20 protein-coding genes are annotated in these 25,768 nt (G+C 71.3%); 9 read left to right on the top strand and 11 right to left on the bottom strand.

What is annotated here, in order from left to right; genetic code table 11:
* Nucleotides 1-867 (bottom strand): hypothetical protein, encoded by an 867-nt coding sequence (locus ACFYY2_RS07145; protein ID WP_388738072.1) that lies wholly within the window; start codon nt 865-867, stop codon nt 1-3.
* A gap of 683 nt (nt 868-1,550) precedes the next feature.
* On the opposite strand from ACFYY2_RS07145, the gene ACFYY2_RS07140 reads away from it, so the two are divergent.
* Complete coding sequence (locus ACFYY2_RS07140; RefSeq protein ID WP_388738068.1) at nt 1,551-3,278, top strand: chitinase; 1,728 nt, start codon at nt 1,551-1,553, stop codon at nt 3,276-3,278.
* A gap of 66 nt (nt 3,279-3,344) precedes the next feature.
* On the opposite strand, the gene ACFYY2_RS07135 is transcribed toward ACFYY2_RS07140, so the two are convergent.
* The 3 genes from ACFYY2_RS07135 to ACFYY2_RS07125 form a co-directional block, all read right to left on the bottom strand.
* Nucleotides 3,345-3,809: a hypothetical protein gene (locus ACFYY2_RS07135; RefSeq protein WP_388738065.1), complete on the bottom strand. Its 465-nt coding sequence runs from the start codon at nt 3,807-3,809 to the stop codon at nt 3,345-3,347.
* A gap of 148 nt (nt 3,810-3,957) precedes the next feature.
* Nucleotides 3,958-4,362, bottom strand: a complete 405-nt coding sequence (locus ACFYY2_RS07130) for a hypothetical protein (protein ID WP_388738063.1) — start codon at nt 4,360-4,362, stop codon at nt 3,958-3,960.
* 105 nt (nt 4,363-4,467) lie between these two features.
* Entirely contained in the window at nt 4,468-5,802 is a 1,335-nt protein-coding gene (locus ACFYY2_RS07125; RefSeq protein ID WP_388738061.1) for an Nramp family divalent metal transporter, read from the bottom strand.
* A gap of 179 nt (nt 5,803-5,981) precedes the next feature.
* Here ACFYY2_RS07125 and ACFYY2_RS07120 point away from each other — a divergent pair, with 179 nt between their 5' ends.
* The gene (locus ACFYY2_RS07120) at nt 5,982-8,072 is read left to right on the top strand and encodes a protein kinase (protein ID WP_388738059.1); all 2,091 of its coding nucleotides are present in this window, start codon (nt 5,982-5,984) and stop codon (nt 8,070-8,072) included.
* A 193-nt stretch (nt 8,073-8,265) separates the two neighbouring features.
* A complete protein-coding gene (locus ACFYY2_RS07115) occupies nt 8,266-9,585 on the top strand; it encodes a DUF4157 domain-containing protein (protein ID WP_388738056.1) in 1,320 nt (439 codons plus the stop codon).
* A 237-nt stretch (nt 9,586-9,822) separates the two neighbouring features.
* On the opposite strand, the gene ACFYY2_RS07110 is transcribed toward ACFYY2_RS07115, so the two are convergent.
* The 4 genes from ACFYY2_RS07110 to ACFYY2_RS07095 all read right to left on the bottom strand — a co-directional run bounded on the left by ACFYY2_RS07110 (nt 9,823) and on the right by ACFYY2_RS07095 (nt 13,719).
* Nucleotides 9,823-11,301 (bottom strand): GntP family permease, encoded by a 1,479-nt coding sequence (locus ACFYY2_RS07110; protein WP_388738053.1) that lies wholly within the window; start codon nt 11,299-11,301, stop codon nt 9,823-9,825.
* 163 nt (nt 11,302-11,464) lie between these two features.
* Nucleotides 11,465-11,875: a RidA family protein gene (locus ACFYY2_RS07105; RefSeq protein WP_327115238.1), complete on the bottom strand. Its 411-nt coding sequence runs from the start codon at nt 11,873-11,875 to the stop codon at nt 11,465-11,467.
* Between the two features lie 6 nt (nt 11,876-11,881).
* Complete coding sequence (locus ACFYY2_RS07100; protein ID WP_388738049.1) at nt 11,882-12,640, bottom strand: IclR family transcriptional regulator; 759 nt, start codon at nt 12,638-12,640, stop codon at nt 11,882-11,884.
* Nucleotides 12,637-13,719, bottom strand: coding sequence for a sugar kinase (locus ACFYY2_RS07095; protein WP_388738046.1), 1,083 nt, complete (start codon nt 13,717-13,719; stop codon nt 12,637-12,639). Before ACFYY2_RS07095 ends, ACFYY2_RS07100 begins: the two co-directional genes overlap by 4 nt.
* Nucleotides 13,720-13,858: 139 nt before the next feature.
* Between ACFYY2_RS07095 and ACFYY2_RS07090 the strand changes: the two genes are divergently transcribed.
* Together ACFYY2_RS07090 and ACFYY2_RS07085 are read left to right on the top strand one after the other, a co-directional pair.
* Nucleotides 13,859-15,160: an alanine racemase gene (locus ACFYY2_RS07090; RefSeq protein ID WP_388738044.1), complete on the top strand. Its 1,302-nt coding sequence runs from the start codon at nt 13,859-13,861 to the stop codon at nt 15,158-15,160.
* 40 nt (nt 15,161-15,200) lie between these two features.
* Complete coding sequence (locus ACFYY2_RS07085; protein WP_388738041.1) at nt 15,201-16,823, top strand: amidohydrolase family protein; 1,623 nt, start codon at nt 15,201-15,203, stop codon at nt 16,821-16,823.
* A gap of 15 nt (nt 16,824-16,838) precedes the next feature.
* Here the strand turns inward: ACFYY2_RS07085 and ACFYY2_RS07080 are convergent, their stop codons facing one another.
* Nucleotides 16,839-17,678 carry a serine protease gene (locus tag ACFYY2_RS07080; RefSeq protein WP_388738038.1) on the bottom strand — a complete coding sequence of 280 codons (840 nt, stop codon included), beginning with the start codon at nt 17,676-17,678 and terminating at the stop codon, nt 16,839-16,841.
* 214 nt (nt 17,679-17,892) lie between these two features.
* Between ACFYY2_RS07080 and ACFYY2_RS07075 the strand changes: the two genes are divergently transcribed.
* The 3 genes from ACFYY2_RS07075 to ACFYY2_RS07065 all read left to right on the top strand — a co-directional run bounded on the left by ACFYY2_RS07075 (nt 17,893) and on the right by ACFYY2_RS07065 (nt 20,667).
* Nucleotides 17,893-18,705 (top strand): arylamine N-acetyltransferase, encoded by an 813-nt coding sequence (locus tag ACFYY2_RS07075; protein ID WP_388738035.1) that lies wholly within the window; start codon nt 17,893-17,895, stop codon nt 18,703-18,705.
* Between the two features lie 270 nt (nt 18,706-18,975).
* Complete coding sequence (locus ACFYY2_RS07070) at nt 18,976-20,187, top strand: pyridoxal phosphate-dependent aminotransferase (protein WP_388738032.1); 1,212 nt, start codon at nt 18,976-18,978, stop codon at nt 20,185-20,187.
* Between the two features lie 81 nt (nt 20,188-20,268).
* Nucleotides 20,269-20,667 (top strand): hypothetical protein, encoded by a 399-nt coding sequence (locus ACFYY2_RS07065; RefSeq protein ID WP_388738030.1) that lies wholly within the window; start codon nt 20,269-20,271, stop codon nt 20,665-20,667.
* Between the two features lie 192 nt (nt 20,668-20,859).
* Here ACFYY2_RS07065 and ACFYY2_RS07060 read toward each other — a convergent pair whose 3' ends face one another.
* Nucleotides 20,860-22,686 carry a phosphoenolpyruvate carboxykinase (GTP) gene (locus ACFYY2_RS07060; RefSeq protein ID WP_388738027.1) on the bottom strand — a complete coding sequence of 609 codons (1,827 nt, stop codon included), beginning with the start codon at nt 22,684-22,686 and terminating at the stop codon, nt 20,860-20,862.
* A gap of 207 nt (nt 22,687-22,893) precedes the next feature.
* Here ACFYY2_RS07060 and ACFYY2_RS07055 point away from each other — a divergent pair, with 207 nt between their 5' ends.
* Complete coding sequence (locus ACFYY2_RS07055) at nt 22,894-23,580, top strand: hemolysin III family protein (protein ID WP_388738024.1); 687 nt, start codon at nt 22,894-22,896, stop codon at nt 23,578-23,580.
* A gap of 62 nt (nt 23,581-23,642) precedes the next feature.
* Here ACFYY2_RS07055 and ACFYY2_RS07050 read toward each other — a convergent pair whose 3' ends face one another.
* Nucleotides 23,643-25,670: a thioredoxin domain-containing protein gene (locus ACFYY2_RS07050; protein ID WP_388738021.1), complete on the bottom strand. Its 2,028-nt coding sequence runs from the start codon at nt 25,668-25,670 to the stop codon at nt 23,643-23,645.
* Nucleotides 25,671-25,768: the final 98 nt, after the last annotated feature.

The raw sequence follows: 25,768 nt of genomic DNA, 5'->3' as shown, positions 1-25,768 counted from the left end.
CTAGGAGTTCGGTGGCGCGGGCGCTCCGTGGTTCAGGACACCTGTGGAGTGCATTCGGTTCTCCGGCGGCGCGAGCGGGGAGGAGCAGAAGCCGCAGCGGTCGCCGATGAGCTCCATTCCGCACCAGTGGCAGTTCTCCCGTCGTACGGAGGCGACCAGTTGGTAGATCACCGAGATGTCGGGGAGGAAGGAGGCGAATTCCACCATCTTCCCGGTGCCCCACCAGCGCGGTGATCCGGCGGGCAGCGGGCACTCCTGGATCGCCTGCACCTTCCACGCGGGTGCGAGGGTCTGCTGGACCCATTCCGATCCGAGCTGCCCCTTGGCGACCAGCAGGTGGGTGGCGAACTCCGGTCCGGCGGGCGGTTCGACGGCCGGGCCGATCCTGATCAGCTGGGGGCTGGGTCCGGCGAGTACGGCGAACTGGGAGCCCGGCACCCATGACTTCGCGTGGGTCTTGAGGCTGACGGGGACCCGGTCGAGCCTGGCCACCGAGTTCAGCACCGCACCGGCGTGGATGTAGTGGGCGAGCAGCCGGGCGGCCGAGGCCACCACGCCGGGGCTGAAGTCGCAGATCGACAACTGGCGTAGCTGGCGTACCAGTACGGCCACTCCCAGGGGTGGGAGGTCCGTCCTGAGCAGGGCGATGCGGTCGCTCTCCAGCACGGAGCGGATGGCGTGCAGTCTGCGTTCGTGGGCGGGGCTGAGGCCCGTCGGGTAGACCACGACCACGTGACCGTGCTGCTCCAGAAGCAGGTTCATGTCGCCGATCGCGAGATCGAGGGACTGGGCTTCGGGTGCCTGCAGCAGCGCCGCTGTCGGTGTCTGCTGATCGGTCGGCGGTAGCACCAGATCAGCACTGGTCACTGCTATTGCGGTCGGCACGCTCTTCCCCGTTCGGCTCCGGCCGTCGTCCAAGGTGACTCCGGCCGCAATCGCTCCTGCTCCGTGCTTCTTCCCCAGCACTTTAGCCACGTCATACCAGGCAGAGAACAGATATCGGAACCCAGTACGAAGTCGTGCGGCACAGGCGTTCGCAACGCCTCCGTGCGAAATCGGACGAAAAGCAGACTCGTTAACTCCTGTACCACTGCGGAGGGTTACGTACGCTCGTCAGGTTTGGATTCAGGATGAATTCATCGGCCCACGTCAGCATGGACCGCGGCCCCGGCTTTCACCGCTTCCCGATATCCGCGCCGTCACGTTCCGGATTTCTCCGCCGCCTCACCCGCACGGGTACGTCCCGGACGCGATGCGGCGATCACCCGACGGTGGACCGAATCCGGACCGGGTCACGAACGGATCCCGGACCGGGTCACGGACCAGACCCCGGACCTGGTCACGGACCGGACCACGATCCGGCCCCGGTCCGGCCGCGGAGCGGTTGCGGAGCGGGCGCGGGCCGGCAGGGACCCGCGCCATCGCGCGGCTCTTCGTACAGGTCGGGCCGCCAGAGGTCTTGACAACTTGATTGGTCTGGACCAGTTTATCGGCCAACGGTGGCCACCGTTCCCCGCCAGCACTCCCAACTCCCCCACCGGAGGCAGCAAGTGGAACGCTCCGCAGGCAGCAGCAGACACAGAAGGAGCCGGGTCCGGCCTTTCCTCGGCGGTGCGGTCGCCGTCGTCGCGGCAGGGGCGCTGGCCGTCACCGGCCTCGTGAGCAGTGCGCAGGCCGCTGACATCAACGTGGCCAAGAACGCCGGTTTCGAGTCCGGGCTCGCCAACTGGACCTGTTCCGCCGGCAGCGGCGCCACCGTCTCCTCCCCCGTACACGGCGGTGCTTCCGCGCTCAAGGCCACCCCGGCCGGGCAGGACAACGCCAAGTGCACCCAGACCGTGGCCGTGAAGCCCAACTCGACGTATGCGCTCAGCTCATGGGTGCAGGGCGGCTACGCCTACCTCGGGGCGAGCGGCACCGGGACCACGGACGTATCGACCTGGACGCCCGGGACAGGCAGCTGGACCCAGCTGAAGACCAGCTTCACCACCGGCCCCTCCACGACCTCCGTGACCGTCTACACCCACGGCTGGTACGGCCAGGCTCCGTACTTCGCCGATGACGTGCAGGTCAACGGCCCCGACGGCGGCGGTGGCACGGACCCCGAGCCCACGATCCCCGGGACCCCGGCCGGACTGGGCGTGGGAGCCACGACCGCCTCATCCGTCGCCCTGACCTGGAACGCCGTCTCCGGCGCGACCGGCTACACCGTCTACCGGAACGGCACGAAGGCGACCACGTCCACCGGTACCTCCGCGACGGTGACCGGGCTGGCCGCGGACACCGCATACCAGTTCGCCGTCAGTGCCACCAACGCCGCCGGCGAGTCGGCCAAGTCCGCGGCGGTCACGGGCCGTACGGCGAAGAACGACCCGGGCGGTCCCTCGAACTCGGTGCCCAAGCACGCGGTGACCGGGTACTGGCAGAACTTCAACAACGGCGCCACCGTCCAGAAGCTCAGCGACGTGCCGGCGAACTACGACATCATCGCCGTCTCCTTCGCCGACGCCACGGCCACGCCCGGTGCGGTCACCTTCAACCTGGACTCCGCGGGACTGAACGGCTACACCGTCGCCCAGTTCAAGGCCGACATCAAGGCCAAGCAGGCGGCCGGGAAGAACGTCGTCATCTCCATCGGCGGTGAGAAGGGGACCGTCTCGGTCAACAGCGACGCCTCCGCCACCGCGTTCGCCGACTCGGTGTACGCGCTCATCCAGGAGTACGGGTTCAACGGCGTCGACATCGACCTCGAGAACGGCCTCAACTCCACCTACATGACGAAGGCACTGCGCTCCCTGTCGTCGAAGGCGGGCTCGGGCCTCGTCATCACGATGGCACCGCAGACCATCGACATGCAGTCGACGTCCGGTGAGTACTTCAAGACGGCGCTCAACATCAAGGACATCCTGACCGTCGTCAACATGCAGTACTACAACAGCGGTTCGATGCTCGGCTGCGACGGCAAGGTCTACTCCCAGGGCTCGGTGGACTTCCTGACCGCGCTCGCCTGCATCCAGCTGGAGGGCGGCCTCGCCCCGTCGCAGGTCGGTCTCGGAGTCCCCGCCTCCACCCGGGGCGCGGGCGGCGGCTACGTCGCCCCGTCCGTCGTGAACGCCGCCCTGGACTGCCTGGCCAAGGGCACCTCCTGCGGCTCGTTCAAGCCGTCCCGGACCTACCCGGACCTGCGCGGCGCGATGACCTGGTCCACGAACTGGGACGCCACCGCGGGCAACGCCTGGTCCAACGCGGTCGGCCCGCACGTCCACGGACTGCCGTAACGCTCCCCGTCCTCCGAACCAGCAGCGCCGCCGCTCCCCCGGCGGCGCTGCTGCGTCATGTCGGTGTCAGTAGATCCCGTTGAGGTCCGTGCCCTCGGGGGCGCGGAAGCAGCCGGAGACGACGCGCACCTGGATCGACGGCCGGTCCTTGCCGGGATCTCCGGTGACACGCAGCTCCGCGTTCACCGCGTAGTGGTCCTTCGTGGAGTCGGCGGTCAGTTCCAGATTTTTGTTGGGGCTGTTGTTCGGACCGTACTCGACGATCTTCCAGCCCTTCTTCGGCAGGCTCTCCTTGAGTCGCGCGAAGCCCTTCTCCAGCTCCGCCGGGGACACCCCGTAGAGCCCCCACGGATGCCGGGAGGAGAAGAGATGATCGGGGTCCTCCGCGCAGGGAGACACTCCCGCACCGGTCTCGGTGGTCTCACCTCCCTTGATACCGATCATGTCGAAGATCTCACTGGAGACGCCCACCGTCTTCTTGCGCGCGTCCTCGATGCCGAGGGTCGTGGGCGTGTAACCGAGGTCATCCATGCCTTGCGCACATCCTGTCGAAACGAATGCCAGAAGAAGGGTGGAGGTGAACGTGCCCGCGATACGGCGGAGCCTCGTGGGGGTGCCGGGGGTCACTGATCGTCCTCCACGCGGGAGTAGTTTCCGGTCACGACAAGTGCCTGGTTCTTCAGACTCCGGGAGTCGCGGTTCCAGTAGTCGCTGTGCCCGCTCGTATCGACGTCCATCCGGTGGGCACCGAACGACTCGCCGGCGGGCACGTTCGTACGGAGGTGAGCCGCTTCTGCCAGGACGTGAGGACCTCGCTCAGCACGGTGGTGGCGGTAAGTCCCTCCGTGCCCGCGCAGGCGCCCTCCGACGCGGTGGCCAGTTCGGTGAGCGCCGAAGCCGAGGTGGCGTGCAGTTCACCCGCCACACCGGAAGCAGTGGTCCACGGCCCGTGCATCACCTTGAGGTCCGCTTGTTCCTCGGGCCCGCCACCGCCGGGTGGTGCGGCGGAGGCCGGCGTCATCCCGGTACCGGCGTCGCCGGTACCGGGTCCCGTCAGTGCTTCCCACTTCTCACTGAGCGCCATGCGCTCCCCCCGTTCCCGACGTATGGCGGTCGTTCCAGTACGCCGGCCGAACTACCCTCCCCGTCCGGGCCCCCGGCAGCTCGGCCCGGGGCGGGGTCAGGGCTGTCACCAGGGCAGATCGCGCACCTGTTGGACGCACAGCACGACGAACAGCAGTCCGGCCGCGCTCAGCATGCCGTTGCTGAGCCATCCGTTGCGCCATTCGCGCGGTGTGCGTTCGGAGTTGAGCAGCCACAGCAGGGTGAGGGCCAGGAACGGCATGAAGAAGGCGCCGAGTACGCCGTACCCGATGACGAGGCCGAACGGCTCGTCCAGCCACAGCAGGGTCATCGGCGGGAAGGTCAGCCAGAGCAGGTACGCGCGGAAGGGCGCGGACCGCTCCTGGCGACCGACGGTCTCGCTGCCCGCCCTCTCCTGCCCGGCGGAATCCCCGGCGGAGTCCCCGGCGGGTCCCCCTGCGCGGCCCGCCCGCAGCCGCTCCACGAAGTCGGCGAACATCAGGCTCACCCCGTGCCACACCCCGATGAGGGAGGAGAACGAGGTGGCGAAGAAGCCGACGAGGAAGAGTTTCGCGGTCGTGGGTCCGAAGCGGTCCTCCAGGATCACGCCGAGGTCGATCAGCCCCCGGTCGCCCTGCGTCAGGGCGATCTGCGAGGAGTGCAGCAGTTCGGCGCCGACGATCAGCATCGCGACGACGAAGACACCGGTGGTGAGGTAGGCGGCCCGGTTGTCGAGCCGCATGACCCGCATCCAGGAGGAGTCGTTCCAGCCCTTCGCGTTCACCCAGTAGCCGTACGCCGCCATCGTGATCGTGCCGCCGACGCCGCCGATCAGCCCGAGCGTGTAGATCAGCGAGCCGTCCGGGAGCACGGGGACGAGTCCCGCGAGGGAGGCGCCCACGTCCGGGACCACCCGGATCGCGACGTACACCACGACGACGAACATCACGCCGATCAGGACCGTCATGGCCTTCTCGAAGACGGCGTACCGGTTGAACCACACGAAGACCAGGCCGACCAGTCCGGTGAGGATCGCCCAGGTCTTCAGGCCGGGCCCGCCGGGGAAGAGCGCCACGATGGGCAGGGCGCTCGACGACATGGCCGTCGCGCCGTAGACGAAACCCCACACGAGGACGTACACCGCGAAGTAACCGGTGGTCCAGCCGCCGAGGGTGCGCCAGCCGTCGAAGAGGGTCCGGCCCGTCGCGAGGTGCCAGCGGCCCACCGCCTCGGCGAGGGAGATCTTGACGAGGCAGCCGATGACGGCGGCCCACATGAGGGTGTAGCCGAACTTGCTCCCCGCGACGAGCGTCGCGACCAGGTCCCCGGCCCCCACACCCGTCGCCGCGACGACGATTCCCGGGCCGATGTATTTCCAACTGGATGTACGCGGACGGGAGTCCAGCTCCCCGGTCTCTGTGGTTCCGCTTGTCTCCGCCATGCCGGTCAACGAAGCGCAAAGTTCCGCTTCGCACAAGAGGGCACGTCGTACCCCCGCCGGGCCCCCTCCGGTCCGGGACAGCTGTGGATGTTCCGTGACAGGAGATATCGGTGCACTCCCCCCGCCCCCGTGGGACGCTTGTCGCGCTCGACCGTAGGGCGCTGGACGGGGTAAGTGACATGGCAGGCGCGCGAGTTGATCCGCTGGGGAGCGGAGATCCGGCGACGCTCGGCAGATACGCGATGATCGGCAGGCTGGCTTCCGGCGGCATGGGGCGCATCTACCTCGCCCGGAGCGCCGACGGGCAACTGGCCGCCGTGAAGACGCTGCTCGCCGAGGGGGTCGTCAGCGACGTCGACCGGCGGCGGTTCACCCGCGAGGTCGAGCTCGCGCAGCGCATCGACAGCGCGTTCACGGCGCGCGTGCGGGAGGCGGACCCGGGTGCGGACAGGCCGTGGATGGCGATCGACTACATCGCCGCGCCGTCCCTGTCCGAACTGGTCCGCACCGCCGGGGTGCTCCCCGCCTCCGCGGTGCGGTGGCTCGCGGCCGGCACGGCCGAGGCCCTGGTCACCCTGCACCGCGAGGGCATCATCCACCGGGATGTGAAGCCGCAGAACATCCTTCTGCCGTTGCCCGGCCCCCGTGTCATCGACTTCGGCATCTCACACGCCAACGACCTGACCCGTACGAGTCTCACCCTGGGTACCATCGCCTTCACCTCGCCCGAGCAGGCGCGCGGGGAGCCCTCGACCGAGGCCTCGGATGTGTACTCGCTCGGGGCGACGCTGTTCCACCTGGCGCTCGGCAGGCCTCCGTACCGTGCGGACAGCGACACCCTCGGTCTGCTGGCGAGGGTGCAGCGGGGCGAGCTCGACCTCGACGGCCTGCCGAAGGAACTGGCGACGCTGATCCGTCCCTGTCTGGCCGCCGATCCGAGGCAGCGGCCCGTACCGGCCGAGATGCTGGCCCGCTTCCGGCAGTCGCTGGCGGGCCTGCCGGTGGCGCAGGGCGGGAGCCGCTGGCTGCCTCCGCGCTGGACGGCCCTGATCACCGCGTACGAGCGTCAGGGGCAGGAGTTCGCGCGGGGCGCCGGCCCCGGTGACACGGGCCCGGACGCCTCCGCCTCCGACCGTCCCACGGGCATGGTCCCTCCCCCGGGGCCGACGGTGATGTACACGCAGGAGCGCGAGCGTGCCCGGCGGGAACAGGCGGCAGCTGCGGAACGGGCCGAGCGGGAGAAGGCCCGGGCGGCGGAGGCCGAGCGCGAGCGGCTGCGCGAGGAGGAGCGGGACGGGCAGCGGCTCCGGCAGGAGGCAGAGGCGCGGGAACAGGAGAAGGCCCGACGCCGGGACAGGGAGGCTGCGGAGCAGAGGGCCCGCGAGCGCGCCGGGAGGCAGGCCGCCCGGGAAGCGGCCGCCCGGCAGCGGGCCGCCGGGTCTCCCTCGGCGCCGGCCGGGGCGCCCCGGGCGTCCACCGGCCGTACGCCCGCCGGGTCTTCCGCGCGGACGCCCGGCCGGACGCCCGGCACGCCGGTCCCCGCGCCGAAGAAGTCCTCGTCGTCGACCGTCGTCGTCCTGCTGGTCCTCGCCGTCATCGCCTTCTTCGTCTGGCAGAACACGAAGTCCGACGACTCCTCGGGAAGCGGAGGCGGCGGGAGTCACGGGAGCAGTGCCGGCAGCGACACGGTGACCGGGGTGGGCAGTTCCCGGGACGCGCTCCTGTCGGATCCCGCATCTGATCCGGCATCCGCTCCGACGCCCGACGCGCAGGATGCCGCCTTCCGCGCGGTCTCGGCCGGGGACTGCCTAAGCGCCTACGACGACGGCTACGGCGACTGGTCGGCGGACGCCCCGAAGAGCGTGGACTGCGACGCCGCGGACGCCTACCTCCTGGTGACGTCCGCGCAGGACGGGCTCAGCTCCTCCGCCTGTCCCACCGGTCCCGGCAGGTCCTTCTGGTACCACTCCGGTTCCCGGGCCGGGTTCGGCGCGCGGCTGTGCGTGTCACGGCAGTTCCGGGTGGGCGAGTGCTTCGTCGCCAAGCGCGACGGGACGGGCATGCGGGACGGGCGGCTCATGACGGTGTGGGGCTGCTCCGAGGACACGGTGCCCACGGGCTACGACACGATCCTGCGGATCACCGGCCGCTGGCGGGCGGAGTCGAGTTATCCGCCCGGTTACTGCGCGGAGAGCCGTGACGACCGGGCCTACTACTACACGTTCGAGGTGAACGACGGGAAGACGGTGCTCTGCACGAAGCCGGTGTGACCGGCCGGCGGGCGCCGCGGTGGCGCCGGCGCGGGCGCCGCCACCGCGGCGACGTACGGGGACACCACGCCCGGCACGGCTCGCCGAGGTGGCCCCGGCGGCACCGCACTCTGCCCTGGCGTACCTTCGCCGGACGTCCGGGATCACTCATCCTGGAAAGGCTGATCGCCGATACGACGAAGGAGCCTTCTCCGTGCGTGCTCATGCCCCTGGAAGAGAGCCTGCCGCCGGCATTCCGCAGGGCCGGGCTGTCCGGGCTGCGGATCCCGCCCGCCTCCCGGCAGGCTCCCGGGCCGTTGTCCCCGCGGCACTCCTCGCGCTGCAGCGGACCATGGGCAACGCCGCGGTGACCCGGATGCTGGAAGAGGAACGGCACGGCCGGGGGGAAGCCGCCCCCGCCGTGCAGCGCTCCGCCGTCCGTGACGTGCTCCGGTCCCGGGGCGAGCCGATGGGCGCAGCGCTCAGGGACGAGATGGAGACCCGGTTCGGCGCTGACTTCTCCGACGTCCGTCTGCACACGGGCACGGCCGCCCGGGAGTCCGCCGCCGGGATCGGCGCCCGCGCCTACACCTCCGGCAGCCACATCGTGATGGGCGACGAAGGAGGCGACAAGCACACGCTCGCCCACGAGTTGACCCACGTCCTCCAGCAGCGCACCGGCCCCGTCGCGGGCACCGACAACGGGGACGGCCTGCGGGTCAGTGATCCTTCGGACCGCTTCGAGCGTGAGGCCGAGGCGAACGCGTCGCGTGTGCTGTCCCGCCCGCCGGCCCACGGCTCGGCGGAGGGCCACCCGGTCCACGGCCCGGCGGAGGGCCACCCGGCCCACGGCCCGGCGGAGGGCCAACCGGTCCACGCCGGGAGCCCGCACTCCGCCGAGTCCACCGTGCAGCGGCGCCCCCGGGCCAAGCCTGCCGAGGAGGAGGGTGAACACACCCACGTGGACCCGGACCACCCCGGGCTGCGGCTCGTCCTGGACAGGGCCCTGACGGACGAGCACGGCGAGAGGATCTACCGACTCGCCGGTTCCGAGGAGCGTGTGATCTTCGACGAGGACGGCAGCTTCGGCTACATCAAGGCCGACAAGGACCTCAAGACCTACTACGCCCTCGTACAGGGGGAGATCGGGGCGGAGGCGGCCCAGGCGAATCTGAGCGGCCACTTCTCACCGCAGCGGACCACCAGCTATCACGTCCGGGCCAACGGCCAGGACTTCCACGAGGAACGGATCGACAGTCTCCAGGACTTCGAGACCGCGGGGGTGGGCCGGGGCCGGCTGGTCGAGGTGAGTGTCGCGCTGCTGCAGAAGGCCAGCGGCCGTGCGGACACCGTGGCGGGCGGGCTCGTCGAGAAGCGTCTGGACGACGCCGCCACCGGCATGAGGAACAGCGCCGCGCTCGCACCGATCCAGATCCAGGTGAGTGCGCGTGGCATCTCCATCTCGGACGGGAACCACCGCTTGGCCGCGGCTGCCCGGCTGGGCCACGCCTACGTACCCTGCAAGATCGTCTGATCCCGGGGCGGTCGGTGCGTGAGGGCAGGGCCTCCCCGGCGGTTCGGGGGCGCCCGGGCCTGCCGATCCGCGAAGGGTTCGTCCCGCCCCGGATCGGTTCAAGGGCTTGTGCGGTATCGCCACCGGACACGACCGGCCGCCGCCTCGTGCGAGGCGGCGGCCGATCGTGCGTCCTTCATGCTCCGGGTGGGAGTCGCTCGGGTCCGGAGCCACCCACCGGGCACTGCGGGACGGCTCTCAGATGACCAGGCTGAGCGCCGCCGCCACGACGAAGCCCGCGACCGAGAGCACCGTCTCCAGCACGGTCCAGGACTTCAGGGTGTCGCGCTCGGAGATCCCGAAGTACTTCGACACCATCCAGAAGCCGCCGTCGTTGACGTGCGACGCGAAGATGGAGCCGGCCGAGATGGCCATGATGATCAGCGCGAGGTGCGGCTGCGACATGTGCTGGCCCTCGACGAGCGGGACGACGATGCCGGCGGTGGTGACGATGGCGACCGTGGCCGATCCCTGTGCGACGCGCAGGACGACGGAGATCAGCCAGGCCAGCAGGATGACCGGCAGGCCGACGTCGTTGAAGGTGTCGGCGAGCGCGTCGGCGATGCCGCTCGCCTTGAGCACGGCGCCGAAGATGCCGCCCGCGCCGACGACCAGCAGGATGTTGCCGACCGGCTTCAGCGAGGCCGTGGAGACCCTTTCGAGGGACTTGCGGGACCAGCCGCGCCGGATGCCCAGCAAGTAGTAGGCGAGGAGCAGCGCGATCGTCAGGGCGACGAAGGGGTTGCCGAAGAACTCGATGACGGAGCGCGGGGTGGAGGGGTCGAGCGCGATGGAGGAGAAGGTCGCGGCGAGGATCAGCACGAGCGGGGTGCCGATGATCGCGAGTACGGTGCCGAGTGCGACGGGCTGTTCCTGCGGGACGACCCCGGCGGCCCGCTGTTCGGCGACGACTGCGGCCTTGGACTCCTCGGCGGCCTCGACCATGTCCTGCGGCACCTCGACGTAGAGGCGCTTGCCGATCCAGGCGGCGTAGACCCAGGCGGCGAGGACGGACGGGATGCCGACGACGGCGCCCATCAGGATGACCCAGCCGAGGGAGACGTTGAACAGGCCTGCGGCGGCGACCGGTCCGGGGTGCGGCGGCAGGAACGCGTGGGTCATGGAGAGGCCCGCGAGCAGCGGCATCGCGTACAGGACGATCGACTTGCCGGAGCGCTTGGCGGCGGCGTAGACGATCGGCGCGAGGACGAAGATACCGACGTCGAAGAAGACCGGGATGCCGAAGATGAGACCGGTGAGCCCCATGGCGAGCGGGGCGCGCTTCTCGCCGAAGAGGTTCAGCAGGCGGGCGCTCAGCACCTCCGCCCCACCGGAGACCTCCAGGACGGCGCCGAGCATCGTGCCGAGCCCGATGATGATCGCGACGTGCCCGAGGATGCCGCCCATGCCGGACTCGATGACGGACACGGCGGCGGACTTCTGGACCGTGCCGAAGAGTTCGGTGACGGAGAGACCGGCACCGAGGCCGACGGCTATGGACACGGCGAGCAGCGCGACGAACGGCTGCAGCCGGACCTTGATGATCAGGAGGAGCAGGAGGGCGATCCCGAGGGCGGCGACGGTCAGGAGACCGGGGGTGCCTCCGATCAGGAGCAGCAGTCCACCGGTGTGGGGTGGCGCTTCGGGAGCGGGGGCGGGGGACGCGGCGAGCAGCATGAACGGTCAACTCCGTTGGTGACGGGGTCCTTCTGGGCAGGGGGGAGCGCGGCACGGCGTTCCCGTACGGAAGTGACGGGGCGCCGGGCCGTGCTGCGTGGTGCGGTGGGCCTTGGGGATCGGGGGGTCCGCCGTTCGGCAAGGGGGCCGGCGGACAGGGTGATCAGCCCAGGACGGCGAGGGCGTCGATCTCGATGAGCAGACCCTTGGGCAGGCCGACGTACACCGTCGTGCGTGCGGAGGCGGGGGCCTTGAGGCCCTGCTCCTCGAAGTACGCGTTGTAGATCGCGTTCATCTCGGCGAAGTGGTCGACGTCCGTGAGGTAGACACGCATCATCATCACGTCGTCCCAGCTCGCGCCGCCCTCCTCCAGGATCGCCTTGACGTTGGCGAAGGTCTGCAGGGTCTGCTCGCGCAGCGTCGGACCGGCCGGGGTGGGGGCCTGGCCCTCCACGGCGGGCAGGAAGCCGACCTGACCGGCGACCTGGAGGATGTTCCCCTTCTTCACGCCGTGCGAGAACTTCGCGGGCGGCGTGGTGTGGGTGCTGGGGGTGAGGGCGGTCTTCTCGGTCATGGCGGTTCAGGCTTTCTTGGTGGGGGTGGCGCCGGAGTACTCCCGGCTGATGGTTTCCGCGGTGCGGCGCACCAGCGGGAGCAGGGTGAGGAGTTCCTCGGCCGTGACGACGACGTTCGGCGCGGACACCGACATGGCGGCCACGACCCGGCCGTCCGCGCCCCGGATGGGGGCGCCGACGCAGTTGATGGACTCCTCGTGGCCGCCGAGGTCGGTGGCCCATCCCTGGTCGCGTACGACGGCGAGTTCCTTGAGGAAGGCGCCGGCGTTCGGGACCGAACGGGACGTGTACATGGGGTAGTCGAGGCGTTCGGCGATCACGCGCCGCTCCGGCTCGGCGAGGTCGGCGAGGAGCAGCTTGGCGACCGCGGCGACGGTGATCGCGACGGGTTTGCCGATCCGTGAGTACATCCGCACGGGGTAGCGGCTCTCCACCTTGTCGATGTAGAGGACCTCGTTCTCCTCGTACACGGCGAGGTGGACGGTGTGCCCGCACTGCTCGTTGAGCGCGACGAGGTGGCTGTGGGCGATCTCGCGCACGTCGAGGTTCTCCACGGCTTCCTGCGCGAGGGCGAAGAGGCGGGCGCCGAGGCGGTAGCGCTGGTCGTCCTGCCGGTAGACGAGTCCGTGCTCGTGGAGCGTGCGGAGCAGGCGCAAGGCCGTGGACTTGTGGACGCCGAGCCGCTCGGCGACCTGGCCGAGGTCGGCGGGGCCCTGGGCGAGCAGCGGCAGGATGCTGAGCGCGCGGTCGACGGTCTGGCTCATGTGACTCGTACCTCCTCGTTCGCCCCGTCGGCTGCTGTCCAGCCGGGGCCGAGACGAAGTGTCCCCCAGGCGCCGTCGTCCAGGGCGGCGAGCCGGTCGGCGTGGGCGCGGGGCGGCGGTGCGGTGAGGTCGCCGGGGACGGTGAGGACGGCGGCGGCCATGAGGTGGCCGTGCCGGGCGCGTTCCCGCACGGGCAGGCCGCGCAGGGTGGCGGACAGGAAGCCGGCGGCGAAGGCGTCGCCCGCGCCGACGGCGGCGACGACGTCGACCCGCAGGGAGGGGACGTCGGTGACGGTGTCCCCGGTGGCCGCGTCCGGCTCGCCGCCCTCGGGTCCGCCGTCCGTCCGCGCGAACACCGTGACGCCGTCCGCGCCCCGCTTGACGACGAGGACGCCGGGCTCGGGAAGAGCGGCGCGGATCGCCTCGGCGCCCATGACTCCCCACGCCTCCTCGGCCTCGTCCTCGCCGACGAAGACGAGGTCGCAGCGGCGTGCGAGGCCGAGGAGCACCCGCGGGCCCGCGCCGCCGTCGCGCCACAGGCCGGGCCGGTGGTTGACGTCGAAGGAGACGAGAGGCCTGGCGTCGCGCGGGGCGGTCAGGTCGTTCAGGAGGTCCAGGCAGTCGGAGGAGAGGGCGGCGGTGATGCCGGACAGGTGCAGGACGCGGCCGGAGAGGACGTCCTCGTACGGCACGTTCTGCGGGGACATCGCGGAGGCCGCCGAGCCGGCGCGGTAGTACGCCACCTCGTGGGTGTCGGTGGCCCGGTCCGTCGCGGTGCGGAAGTAGACGCCGGTGGGGCGGTCCGGGTCGCGGCGCACGGCGGTGGTGTCGACACCGTAGGCGGCGATCGCCTCGACGAGGTGGTCGCCGAAGCCGTCCGCCCCGACGCGTCCGACCCATTTCGCCCGGTGGCCGGACGCGGCGAGCGCGCAGGCGACGTTGGACTCGGCCCCTCCGATGCCCCGGCCGAAGGCGGGGACGTCGGCGAGGCGGCCCGGCTGCGAGGGCAGGAACGTCACCATGGACTCGCCGAGGCAGACGACGTCCGCGATGGCTGTCCTGGCTGCGTGTCCGGACACTCCGGTCTCCTCATGGTCGGCCGTGGGGCGCCGGTACTCACCATTGACCCGGCATCGGCCTGGATGTTAGACAGCGTTAAGCGATATGCGCAATGGCCGTTGCAGACAATGCAACGAGCTCGTCTCCGAGGAGGATCCCTTGGCCGCACTGCAGCCCGCTGACCAGTCGGTGGCGGCACTCGCCGGTGAAGTGGTCGACCACCGCTTCAAGGCGTTGCCGCCCGACGCGGAGGGGCTGACCGTCGGCGCCCTGGCCGCCGAGCGCCGCAACCTCTTCACCGGTGGCTTCACCACCCCCGTGCTGGCGCTGTCCGCGGAGTCGCTGGAGGCGAACCTCGCGCTCCTGGAGACGTACGCGGAGCGGCACGGGCTGGCCTTCGCGCCGCACGGCAAGACGTCGATGTCCCCGCAGCTGTTCGCCCGTCAGCTGGAGCACGGCGCCTGGGGCATCACCGCCGCGGTCCCCCACCAGGCACGGGTCTACCGGGCCCACGGCATCCGGCGGATCTTCCTGGCCAACGAGCTCGTCGACGCGGCGGCCCTGCGCTGGCTGGCCGGCGAGCTGGACGCCGACCCCGGCTTCACCTTCGTCTGCTACGTCGACTCCGTGCGCGGCGTCGAGCTGATGGACGAGGCCCTGCGCGCGGCGGGCGCGGTGCGCCGGGTCGACGTGGTGGTGGAACTGGGCGCGGGCGAGGGGGCCCGGACCGGCGCCCGCACGGAGGCGGACTGCGCGGCGGTGGCCGACGCCGTGGCGGCGGCGCCCGCCCTTCGGCTGGTGGGCGTCGCCGGTTACGAGGGCGAGGTGCCGGACGCCTCCCCCGAACGCGTGCGTGCCTGGCTCGGCCGGCTCGTCGCGCTCGCGGCGGACCTCGACGCGGCCGGGCGCTTCGCGGCCCTCGCGGACGACGAGGAGATCATCGTCAGCGCGGGCGGCAGCGCCTGGTTCGACGCGGTCGCCGACGTCTTCGCCGCTGTGCCCGCACTGTCCAGGCCGGTGCTGAAGCTGCTGCGCTCGGGCGCCTACGTCAGCCACGACGACGGCCACTACCGCCACGTCACCCCCTTCAACCGGATCCCCGAGGAGGGTGCGCTCCAGCCCGCCTTCCGGCTGTGGGCACAGGTCGTCTCCCGCCCCAGCCCCGAGCAGGCCTTCGTCAACGCGGGCAAGCGCGACGCGGCTTACGACCTGGACCTGCCCGAGGCGCAGGTCGTCCGCTCCGCGCGCGACGGCTCGGTGCGCCCCGCCACGGGCGTGACCGTGACAGGGCTCTCCGACCAGCACGGCTGGGTGCGGACGGACGCGGAAACCGGGCTGGAGGTCGGCGACTGGGTCGGGCTGGGCCTGTCGCACCCCTGCACGTCCTTCGACAAGTGGCAGCTCATCCCGCTGGTCGAGGCGGACGGCACCGTCACGGACTACATCCGCACCTTCTTCTGATCCCGGCGGAGCCGCTCCCCCTCCCGAAAGGCGACATCCCATGGACCTGGTCATCCGCGACGCCCGCGTCGTCGACGGCACCGGTACCCCCTCCTACCGCGCCGACGTGGGCATCGCGGACGGCCGGATCTCCGAGATCCGGCGCGAGGGCGACGGCCCCCGCCCCGCCGCGCCCCGTGTCGTGGAGGCGGACGGCCTCGCACTGTCCCCCGGCTTCATCGACATGCACGCGCACAGCGACCTCGCGCTGCTGCGCGACCCGGACCACAGCGCGAAGGCCGCCCAGGGCGTCACCCTCGAAGTCCTCGGCCAGGACGGCCTGTCCTACGCCCCCGCCGACGACCGCACCCTCGCCGAGGTGCGCCGCTCCATCGCCGGCTGGAACGGCGACGGCAGCGACATCGACTTCGACTGGCGCACCGTCGGCGGCTACCTGGACCGGCTCGACCGCAACTTCGGCGGGCAGGGCATCGCCGTCAACGCCGCCTACCTGATCCCCCAGGGCACCGTCCGGATGCTCGCGGTCGGCTGGGACGACCGGCCCGCCACGGACGCCGAGACGGCGCGCATGAAGGAGCTCGTCGCCCAGGGCATGGCCGAGGGCGCGGTCGGGATGTCCTCGGGACTGACGTACACCCCGGGGATGTACGCGAAGGACGCCGAACTCACCGAGCTGTGCCGGGTGGTGGCCGCGCACGGCGGCTACTACTGCCCCCACCACCGCTCCTACGGCGCGGGGGCCCTCCAGGCGTACGAGGAGATGGTCCGGCTCACCCGCGACGCCGGCTGCGCCCTCCACCTCGCCCACGCGACCATGAACTTCGGCGTGAACGAGGGCAGGGCACCCGAGCTGCTGGCCCTGCTGGACGACGCGCTCGCCGGGGGCGCGGACATCTCGCTGGACACCTATCCGTACACCCCGGGCTGCACGACGCTCGTCGCGATGCTGCCCAGCTGGGCGAGCGAGGGCGGGCCCGCGTCGGTCATGACCCGGCTCGCGGACGAGGAGGCGGCCGGACGGATCCGCCACCACATGGAGGCCGTGGGCTCCGACGGCTGCCACGGGGTCCCGATCGAGTGGGACACCATAGAGATCTCCGGTGTCGGCAACCCGGACCTGTCCGCGTACGTCGGGCGCACCGTCGCCGAGTCGGCGCGCCTGCGGGGCGAGGAGCCCTGGGTGACGGCCCGCCGGCTGCTCGTCGAGGACCGCCTCGGCACCACGATCCTCCAGCACGTCGGGCACGAGGAGAACGTGCGGCAGATCATGCGCCACCGGGTCCACACCGGCGGCAGCGACGGCATCCTCCAGGGCGACAAGCCCCACCCCCGCGCCTACGGCACGTTCCCCCACTACCTCGGGCGGTACGTCAGGGAGCTGGGCATCCTCTCGCTGGAGGAGTGCGTCGCGCACCTGACGTCGAGGCCGGCCGCCCGCCTGCGCCTGCCCGACCGCGGGTACGTCCGCGAGGGCTACCGCGCGGACCTGGTCCTCTTCGACCCGGCCACGGTCGCGGCCGGGTCGACGTTCGAGGAGCCGCGCACGCTTCCCGTGGGCGTCCCGCACGTCCTCATCGACGGGCGCTTCGTCGTCGAGGACGGGAAGCGGACCTCCGTGCTTGCGGGCAGGGCGGTGCGGGGCGGCGGCCGGCCGGCCGTCTGACCGGCCGGCCCGTCCTCAAGGCCTGGGCAGGGCGCAGCCCGCGCGGTTCAGATCGATCTGGCTGCCGGTGCCGATGCACGGGACGATGCCGTAGGTCTGCTGGGCGTAGTTGATGCCCTGACGGACGGTCACGGTGCCGTTCTCGTCGACCTCGCACGGGTTGTTGTCCGTGCACCGCTGCCCGTCCTCGTTCCCGGTGTTGTTGACGGCGACGACCTTTCCGGTCGCGTTGTCGATCACCGGGGACCCGGACGTGCCGCCGATGGTCTGGCAGGCGGAGGTGTAGCGGACCGAGTCCTTCCAGGTCCAGGCGCCCTCCTTGAGGCGGTACGCGAACCCGTCGACGGCGCAGCTGTAGGTGCGCTTCCAGTAGCCCGACGCGACCGTGATCGCGGTGCCGGCCACCGGGTGCGCGGAGTCGAGCTCCAGGGCCTTGATGCCGTAGGAGTTCTCGATCTGGGCGTAGGTGCGGGTCAGCTGGTAGAGCGAGACGTCGGTGTCCGTCATCGTCCCGTACGCGATCTTGGACGCCCGCAGGGTGCCGACGCCGCTGCCCGCGGCGTTCAGCAGGGTGAAGCTGCGGGTCGAGGACCGGTTGAGCAGGACCTGGCCGGGTGCGGGGAAGCCGGTCTCCAGGCAGTGGCCGTTGGAGAGCACGAGGGCGGGGTCGCCCGGCTGCGACGAGGGCGCCCGGACGACCGAGCCGGAGCAGTTGCTGAGCGCGACCGTGCCGGCGAAGGTGACCGCCTTGGCGCGGACTTCCGTGGTGCCGGGTTCCGTGGCCGCGGCCGCGGGTGCGACGCCCGCCCCGAGGAGCAGGACGGAGAGAAGTGCGCCGACGAGAGGCTTGTTCATGTGGGGGTCCCCTCCAGATGCGTCCGTCACCGGAGTTCCTCCGGTTTTGACATGGGCATGTTGTCCCATGGGAGGGAAACCCGACAAGGGGCGGAAACAAGCCGCCGGGCGGCCGGCCCGGACTCGGCACCGGTCATGCGGGGAACCTGCCCCCGAACCCCTTCAGACGCACGGGATTTGAGGCACATCCGAGTGATCTGCGTAGGGTCGGGGCATGACACTCGACCTCGACGCCTACTTCGCCCGCATCGGCTGGTCCGGGGAGCGCCGTCCCACAGTGGAGGTGCTGCGGTCCGTGCACCGCGCCCACATGCTGGGCATCCCGTTCGAGAATCTGGAACCGGTCCTCGGCGGCGCCCCTTCGCTCGCGCTGCCGGACCTGGAGGAGAAGCTCGTCCGCGGTGAGCGCGGCGGGTACTGCTACGAGCACAACACCCTGCTCGCCGCCGCCCTGACCCAGCTCGGGTTCCGGGTGACGCTGCTGACCGCGCGGGTGGTCCTGGGCGCGGCCCCCGGTGACATCCGGCCGCGCACGCACATGCTGATGCGGGTGGAGGCGGAGGACGGGTCCAGCCCCTTCCTCGCCGATGTCGGCTTCGGCGCGAACGGGGCACTGCTGGAGCCGATCCCGCTGGTGGAGGACGCCGAGCTGCTCGACACCCCGCGCCGCCACCGGCTGGTCCACGCCCCGCACGACGGTCCGCTGGAGATGTGGGAACTGCAGACGGACAAGGGCGGTTACTGGGAACCGCAGTACGAGTTCACCCTGGAGCCGTTCGAGACGCCGGACTTCGACGTCATCAACTGGCACATCGCGACGAACCCGCGCTCACCGTTCCGGCAGGCCGTCTACGCCCAGCGCACCCTGCCGGGCCGCCACCTGGCCCTGTCCGGGCGGACGCTCGTGGAGACGGCGGACGACGGCACGGTCACCGAGCGGGAGCTGAGCGGCCAGGCCGAGGTGCTGCGCGTCCTGGCCGAGGACTTCGGCGTGCGGCTCCCCGAGGGGACCGTCCTGCCCGGCTGAGCGGCCGGACGGCGGGGACCCCCGCCCCGCCCGCCCCGTGCGGGGGCACCGGGGACCGCCCCGCGGACACACCCGCGTGGCGCATCTCACCCGCCTCCCGCACCGGGCCCGCAATCAAAGCCGCGGCGGCGCCCCGACCGGCCGATCCACGGCCGCCGGCCGGGGCGGCATGCCGATGGAAGACCCGGCGCACCGCGGCGGACCCCCGGAGGGAGCAACCGGTGCGCAAACCGGGAGCAGGGCGCGAAACACGGTCGTAAGCTCGCTGACATGCAGGTCATCCAGTCCACGAAGCTCTCCGGCGTCTGTTACGAAATCCGCGGCCCCGTGCTCGAGGAAGCCATGCGGCTCGAAGCGGCAGGTCACCGCATCCTCAAGCTCAACACGGGCAACCCGGCGGCGTTCGGGTTCGAGTGCCCGCCGGAAATCCTCGAGGACATCCTGCGCAACCTCTCGGGGGCGCACGGCTACGGCGACGCGAAGGGCCTGCTGTCCGCGCGCCGGGCGGTGATGCAGCACTACCAGACCAAGGGCATCGACCTCGACGTCGAGGACGTCTACCTGGGCAACGGCGTGTCCGAGCTGATCCAGATGTCGATGCAGGCGCTGCTCGACGACGGCGACGAGGTGCTCGTCCCGGCCCCGGACTACCCGCTGTGGACGGCCTCGGTCTCGCTGGCGGGCGGCACGGCCGTGCACTACCGGTGCGACGAGCAGGCCGACTGGATGCCCGACCTCGCGGACATCGAGCGGAAGATCACCGACCGCACCAAGGCGATCGTGATCATCAACCCGAACAACCCCACCGGCGCGGTGTACGACGACGAGATGCTGCGCGGGCTGACGGAGATCGCCCGGCGCCACAACCTGGTCGTCTGCTCCGACGAGATCTACGACCGGATCCTGTACGACGGCGCGACCCACACGCCGACGGCGGCGATCGCCCCCGACCTCATGGTGCTCACCTTCAACGGGCTGTCCAAGAACTACCGGATCGCGGGCTACCGCTCCGGCTGGATGGCCGTCTGCGGCCCGAAGGCGCACGCCACTTCGTACATCGAGGGACTGACGGTCCTGGCCAACATGCGCCTGTGCGCCAACATGCCGGCGCAGCACGCCGTGGCCACGGCGCTGGGCGGCCGCCAGTCGATCAACGAGCTGGTGCTGCCCGGCGGCCGGATCCTGGAGCAGCGGGACGCGGCGTACGACCTGCTGACCCGGATCCCGGGTGTGACCTGCGTGAAGCCGAAGGGGGCGCTGTATCTCTTCCCGAGGCTCGACCCCAAGGTGTTCAAGATCAAGGACGACCGGCAGATGGTGCTGGACCTGCTGCGGGCGGAGAAGATCATGGTGGTGCAGGGCACCGGCTTCAACTGGCCCGACCCGGATCACTTCCGGGTGGTCACCCTGCCGCCCGTCCAGGATCTGACCGACGCCGTGACGCGTATCGGCAACTTCCTCGACGGGTACAGCCAGCCGTAGGCCCGCTTCTCCCCGGATCTCTCACAACTTTAGACTGAATCCAAGTTAGGATGGACCTACTGCACCACCAGGAGGCCATCCATGTACGAGCCGATCCGGACCAAATCGGTCCACTCACCGGCCGACGACGCCGGATTCCCGCACCGCACGCGCGAGGAGGAGCTGGACATCCAGCTCGCCGGCCATCTGGCCGCGCTCCTCGCCGTCACCGACGAGCTGGGGCCCGCCCTCATGGGTGACCGCATCGCCGAACAGGTGGCGCGGCTCCGTGGTGCCCCGCCCGCCCGGCACGCGGGACGCAGTGACGCGCCCCCGGCCGCCCTGCACCGCCGGGCGCACGCGCTCGCGGGCCGGGCCCTGGTCGTGGCGGCGTCCCGCGCCGACACGGCCGTCGCGATCCTCGCCGCCGAGGCCATGGACGCGCACACCGCCGCCCTGGCCGGTCCCGCCGCGACGACCGCCCTGGTCGGCACCCCCTGACGGCCCCGGTCCACGGGTCGGGAAGACGCGTGGACCGGGTGCCGCACGGCACGGGCGCCGTGCACCCACCTCCTGGAAAAGGGCGGCACCCGGAGTCACGGAAGGACTCCGGGTGCCGTGCCGCGGCGGGCCCCGGGCCTCCGCAGGTCAGGGCAGAGGCCGGGAGACCCGGCCGCGGGGTCGAAGGGGCGGTCAGCCCAGGCGCCGCACCAGCGCGCGGTACTCGTCCCACAGCTCCTTCGGTGTGTGGTCCCCGAAGGTGTTCAGGTGCTCGGGGATCAGCGCGGCCTCCTCGCGCCAGACCTCCTTGTCCACGTCGAGCAGGAAGTCGAGGTCCGCCTCGGAGAGGTCCAGGCCCTCGGTGTCCAGGGAACCCTTGGCCGGCAGGATGCCGATCGGCGTCTCGACGCCCTCCGCGCTGCCTTCCAGGCGCTCGACGATCCACTTGAGGACACGGCTGTTCTCGCCGAAGCCGGGCCACACGAACTTCCCCGCCTCGTTCTTGCGGAACCAGTTCACGTAGTAGATCTTCGGCAGCCTGGACTGGTCCGCCTTGCCGGCGCCGACCTCGATCCAGTGCTTCATGTAGTCGCCCATGTTGTAGCCGCAGAACGGCAGCATGGCGAACGGGTCGCGGCGCAGCTCGCCGACCTTGCCCTCGGCCGCGGCCGTCTTCTCGGAGGCGACGTTGGCCCCGAGGAACACGCCGTGCTGCCAGGTGAAGGACTCCGTGACCAGCGGGACGGCGGACGCGCGGCGGCCACCGAAGAGGATCGCCGAGATCGGCACGCCCTTCGGGTCCTCCCACTCCGGCGCGATGATCGGGCACTGCCCGGCCGGGACGGTGAAGCGGGCGTTCGGGTGGGCGGCCGGCGTGCCGGACTCCGGGGTCCAGTCGTTGCCCTTCCAGTCCGTGAGGTGCGCGGGGAGCTCCTCGGTCATGCCCTCCCACCACACGTCGCCGTCGTCGGTGAGCGCGACGTTGGTGAAGACGGAGTTGCCCCACATGGTCTTCATGGCGTTGGCGTTGGTGTGCTCGCCGGTACCGGGTGCGACACCGAAGAAGCCCGCCTCGGGGTTGATCGCGTACAGCTGGCCGTCCTCGCCGAAGCGCATCCAGGCGATGTCGTCGCCGATGGTCTCGACGGTCCAGCCGGGGATCGTCGGCTCCAGCATGGCGAGGTTGGTCTTGCCGCAGGCGCTGGGGAACGCGGCGGCGACATACCTGCTCTCCCCGCGCGGCGGCGTCAGCTTGAGGATCAGCATGTGCTCGGCGAGCCAGCCCTCGTCCCGGGCCATGACCGAGGCGATGCGCAGGGCGTAGCACTTCTTGCCCAGCAGGGCGTTGCCGCCGTAGCCGGAGCCGTAGGACCAGATCTCACGGTCCTCGGGGAAGTGCGAGATGTACTTGGTGGAGTTGCAGGGCCACGGCACGTCCTCCTGGCCCTCGTCCAGGGGGGCGCCGAGGGTGTGGACGGCCTTGACGAAGAAGCCGTCGGCACCGAGCTCGTCGAGGACCTCCCGGCCCATGCGCGTCATGGTGCGCATGGAGACGGCGACGTAGGCGGAGTCGGTGATCTCGACGCCGATCGCGGACAGCGGGGAGCCGACCGGGCCCATACAGAAGGGGACGACGTACATCGTGCGTCCGCGCATGGAGCCGCGGAAGACGCCCTTCTCGCCGGCGAAGATCTCCCGCATCTCGGCGGGCGCCTTCCAGTGGTTGGTGGGGCCCGCGTCCTCCTCCTTCTCGGAGCAGATGAAGGTGCGGTCCTCGACGCGCGCCACATCGGTCGGATCGGAGGCCGCGTAGTACGAGTTGGGGCGCTTCACCGGGTCGAGGGCGGTGAAGGTCCCCCTGTCGACGAGCTCTCCGCACAGGCGCTCGTACTCGGCCTCGGAACCGTCGCACCAGACCACACGGTCGGGCTCGGTCAGGGCAGCGATCTCGTCTACCCAGGAGGCGAGCTCCTGGTGCTGGGTGGGAACAGTGAGGGGAGCCGCGATGTCGCGCGCCACGATCGCTCCTAGTCAGAGGGTGTGTTGTCAGGCCCCGTGGGGGCTGCGACCCGGATGCTGACCCCGCCCGATCCCCCTGGCGCTCATCCGGTGCCGACCGCACTCATTTGATCATCCGACCATCCCGCCCATATGTCCAGAGGGCCGCACACGTGAGCATCGCCACTCGAATCGGAAACCTACGGATGCGTAGGTAGCATGCGGGACATGACTTCTGCAGCGGCCGCGTCCGGACCTGTCGAGCTCACCGACCCCGTCCCCGTGAAACCACGGATGCGGGGCTGGCTGCACGCCGGCATGTTCCCGGCCGTGCTGATAGCGGGCATCACCCTGATCGCCCTGACCGACAGCACCCGCGCGCGCGTGGCCTGCGCGGTCTACATAGTCAGCGCGTGCCTGCTCTTCGGTGTGAGCGCGGTCTACCACCGGGGCACCTGGGGCCCGCGCGGCGAGGCGGTGCTGCGCCGGCTCGACCACGCCAACATCTTCCTGATCATCGCGGGCACCTACACCCCGCTGACGCTCCTGCTGCTGCCCGACGCCACCGGCCGGCCGCTCATGTGGGCGGTCTGGGGGGCGGCTGCGGCCGGCATAGCCTTCCGTGTGTTCTGGGTCGGCGCCCCGCGCTGGCTCTACACCCCGTGCTACATCGCCATGGGCTGGGCCGCGGTGTTCTTCCTGCCCGACTTCATGCGCACCGGCGGCATCGCGGTGCTGGTCCTGGTCGTCGTCGGCGGGCTGCTCTACAGCGCGGGCGGGGTCATCTACGGCATCAAGCGGCCGAACCCGTCACCCCGTTGGTTCGGCTTCCACGAGGTGTTCCACTCGCTGACCCTGGCCGCGTTCGTCGTGCACTACGTCGGCATCTCGCTGGTGGCCTACCAGCACAGCTGAGCGGTCCCACCCGCACGGCGAGGGGCCCGGCCGCCACGGCCGGGCCCCTCGCCGCACCCGTGTCAGCCGCCCAGCTTCACGGCCAGCTCCGTCGCGTCCGTCGTCGGCGCGTCGCAGACGAAGTGGCGGCAGACGTACGCCGTCGGCGCACCGCCCGCCGACGGCCGGTCCACCAGCAGCGGGAACTCGGCGGCCCCGCCGGGCACCTCGCCCGCCGCGACGACGGCACCGGGTGCCCGCCCGAGCAGCGCCGTCCGGTGCAGCTCACCGCCGACGGGGCCGGCCACCGCCACCTCGCGCGGACCGTCCAGCAGCGCCTCGGCGACGGCGAGTCCCCACCCGATGAACCGGGGCGCCTTGGGACCGAGCGCCCCGACGACACCCAGCGCCCCCTCCGCCGCCGTGCGGTGCGCCTCGGAGCCGGTGTGCGCGGCGTACGAGAGCATCGCGCCGGCCGCGGCCGTCCAGCCCGCCGGGGTCGCGCTGTCGGTCGGGTCCTGGGGGCGCCGGATCAGCTGTTCGGCGTCGTCCGCGGTGTCGAACAGCTGGCCGCCCTCGCCGGTGAAGCGCTCCAGGACGATGTCCAGCAGGAAGCCCGCGAACTCCAGCCAGGCGCCCTCGCCGGTGACCGAGGCGAGGGCGAGGAAGCCCTCGGCCACGTCGCCGTAGTCCTCCAGGACCCCGGCGTTGTCGCCCGCCCGGCCGTCCTTCGACGTACGGCAGAGCCGGGCGACGTCACCCATGTGCACCCGCACCAGCAGGTCGGCTGCCTCGGTGGCCCGCTCGACCAGGTCGGGACGGCCGAAGTAGGCCCCCGTCTCGGCGAGTGCGGCGACCGCCAGCCCGTTCCAGGCGGCGACGATCTTGTCGTCGCGCTCCGGACGCGGCCGCAGCTCGCGTGCCGCCAGCAGGCGGGCCCGTACGCCGTCGACCCGCTCGGCGTCGGCGGGCTCCGCCTCCCCGGTGCGTGCGAGCCGCAGGACCGAGGACCCCTCCTCGAAGGTGCCCTCGTCCGTCACCCCGAAGTACTCGGCGGCGAAGGCGGCGTCCTCCTCCCCCAGCACCTCGCGCAGCTGCGCGGGGGTCCACACGTAGAACGCGCCCTCGACGTGCCGGCCCTGCGCGTCCTCGCTGTCGGCGTCGAGCGCCGAGGCGAAGCCGCCCTCGGCCGTCCGCAGCTCGCGGACCATGAAGTCCGCGGTCTCCAGGGCCACCCGGCGGGCCAGGTCCGAGCCGGTGGCCCGCCACAGGTGGGCGTACACGCGGCACAGCAGGGCGTTGTCGTAGAGCATCTTCTCGAAGTGCGGCACGACCCACTCGCGGTCCACCGAGTAGCGGGCGAAGCCGCCGCCGAGCTGGTCGTAGATCCCGCCGTGCGCCATGGCGGCGCAGCTGTCGGCGGCCATCTGCAGCGCGCCCTCGGCGCCGGTCCGGGCGTGGTGGCGCAGCAGGAACTCGATGACCATGGACGGCGGGAACTTGGGCGCGCCGCCGAATCCGCCGTGCTTCTCGTCGTAGTCCCGGGTCAGCCGCAGCAGCGCCTGGGCGAGTTCCGCCTCACCGGGCAGGCCGGCTCCCGCCGGGGTCAGGGAGCGGCCGGCCAGGTCGCGCACGATCCGCCCGGCCACCTCGGCGACCTCGTCCCGCCGGTCGGTCCAGGCGGCCACCACCCCTTCGAGGACCTGGTGGAAGGAGGGCATGCCGTGGCGGGGCTCGGGCGGGAAGTACGTCCCGAAGTAGAACGGTTCGGCGTCCGGGGTCAGGAAGACGGTCATCGGCCAGCCGCCCTGGCCGGTCGCGGCCTGCACGGCCTCCATGTAGACGGCGTCGACGTCGGGGCGTTCCTCGCGGTCGACCTTGACCGGCACGAAGTTCGCGTTGAGGTAGGCCGCGACGGTGTCGTCCTCGAAGGACTCGTGGGCCATCACGTGGCACCAGTGGCAGCTGGCGTAGCCGACGCTGAGCAGCAAGGGGACACCTCGCCTCCGGGCCTCCTCGAACGCCTCGGGCGACCACGGCCACCAGTCGACGGGGTTGTCGGCGTGCTGGAGGAGGTACGGGGAAGTGGTCTGCGCAAGTCGGTTGGCCATGCCCCAATCCTCGCGCACCGGCCCCCACGACACGCCTGCGCCACGGAGTGTGGGAACCGTGCACGCCCGTCGTGCCGCGTCGCGAGCACGCAGCACAG

This window comes from Streptomyces sp. NPDC001822 (assembly GCF_042892135.1).
Classification (GTDB): Bacteria; Actinomycetota; Actinomycetes; order Streptomycetales; family Streptomycetaceae; genus Streptomyces.
Note: the sequence above shows the minus strand (reverse complement) of the source record. Positions and strands in the feature narration are given on the sequence as shown.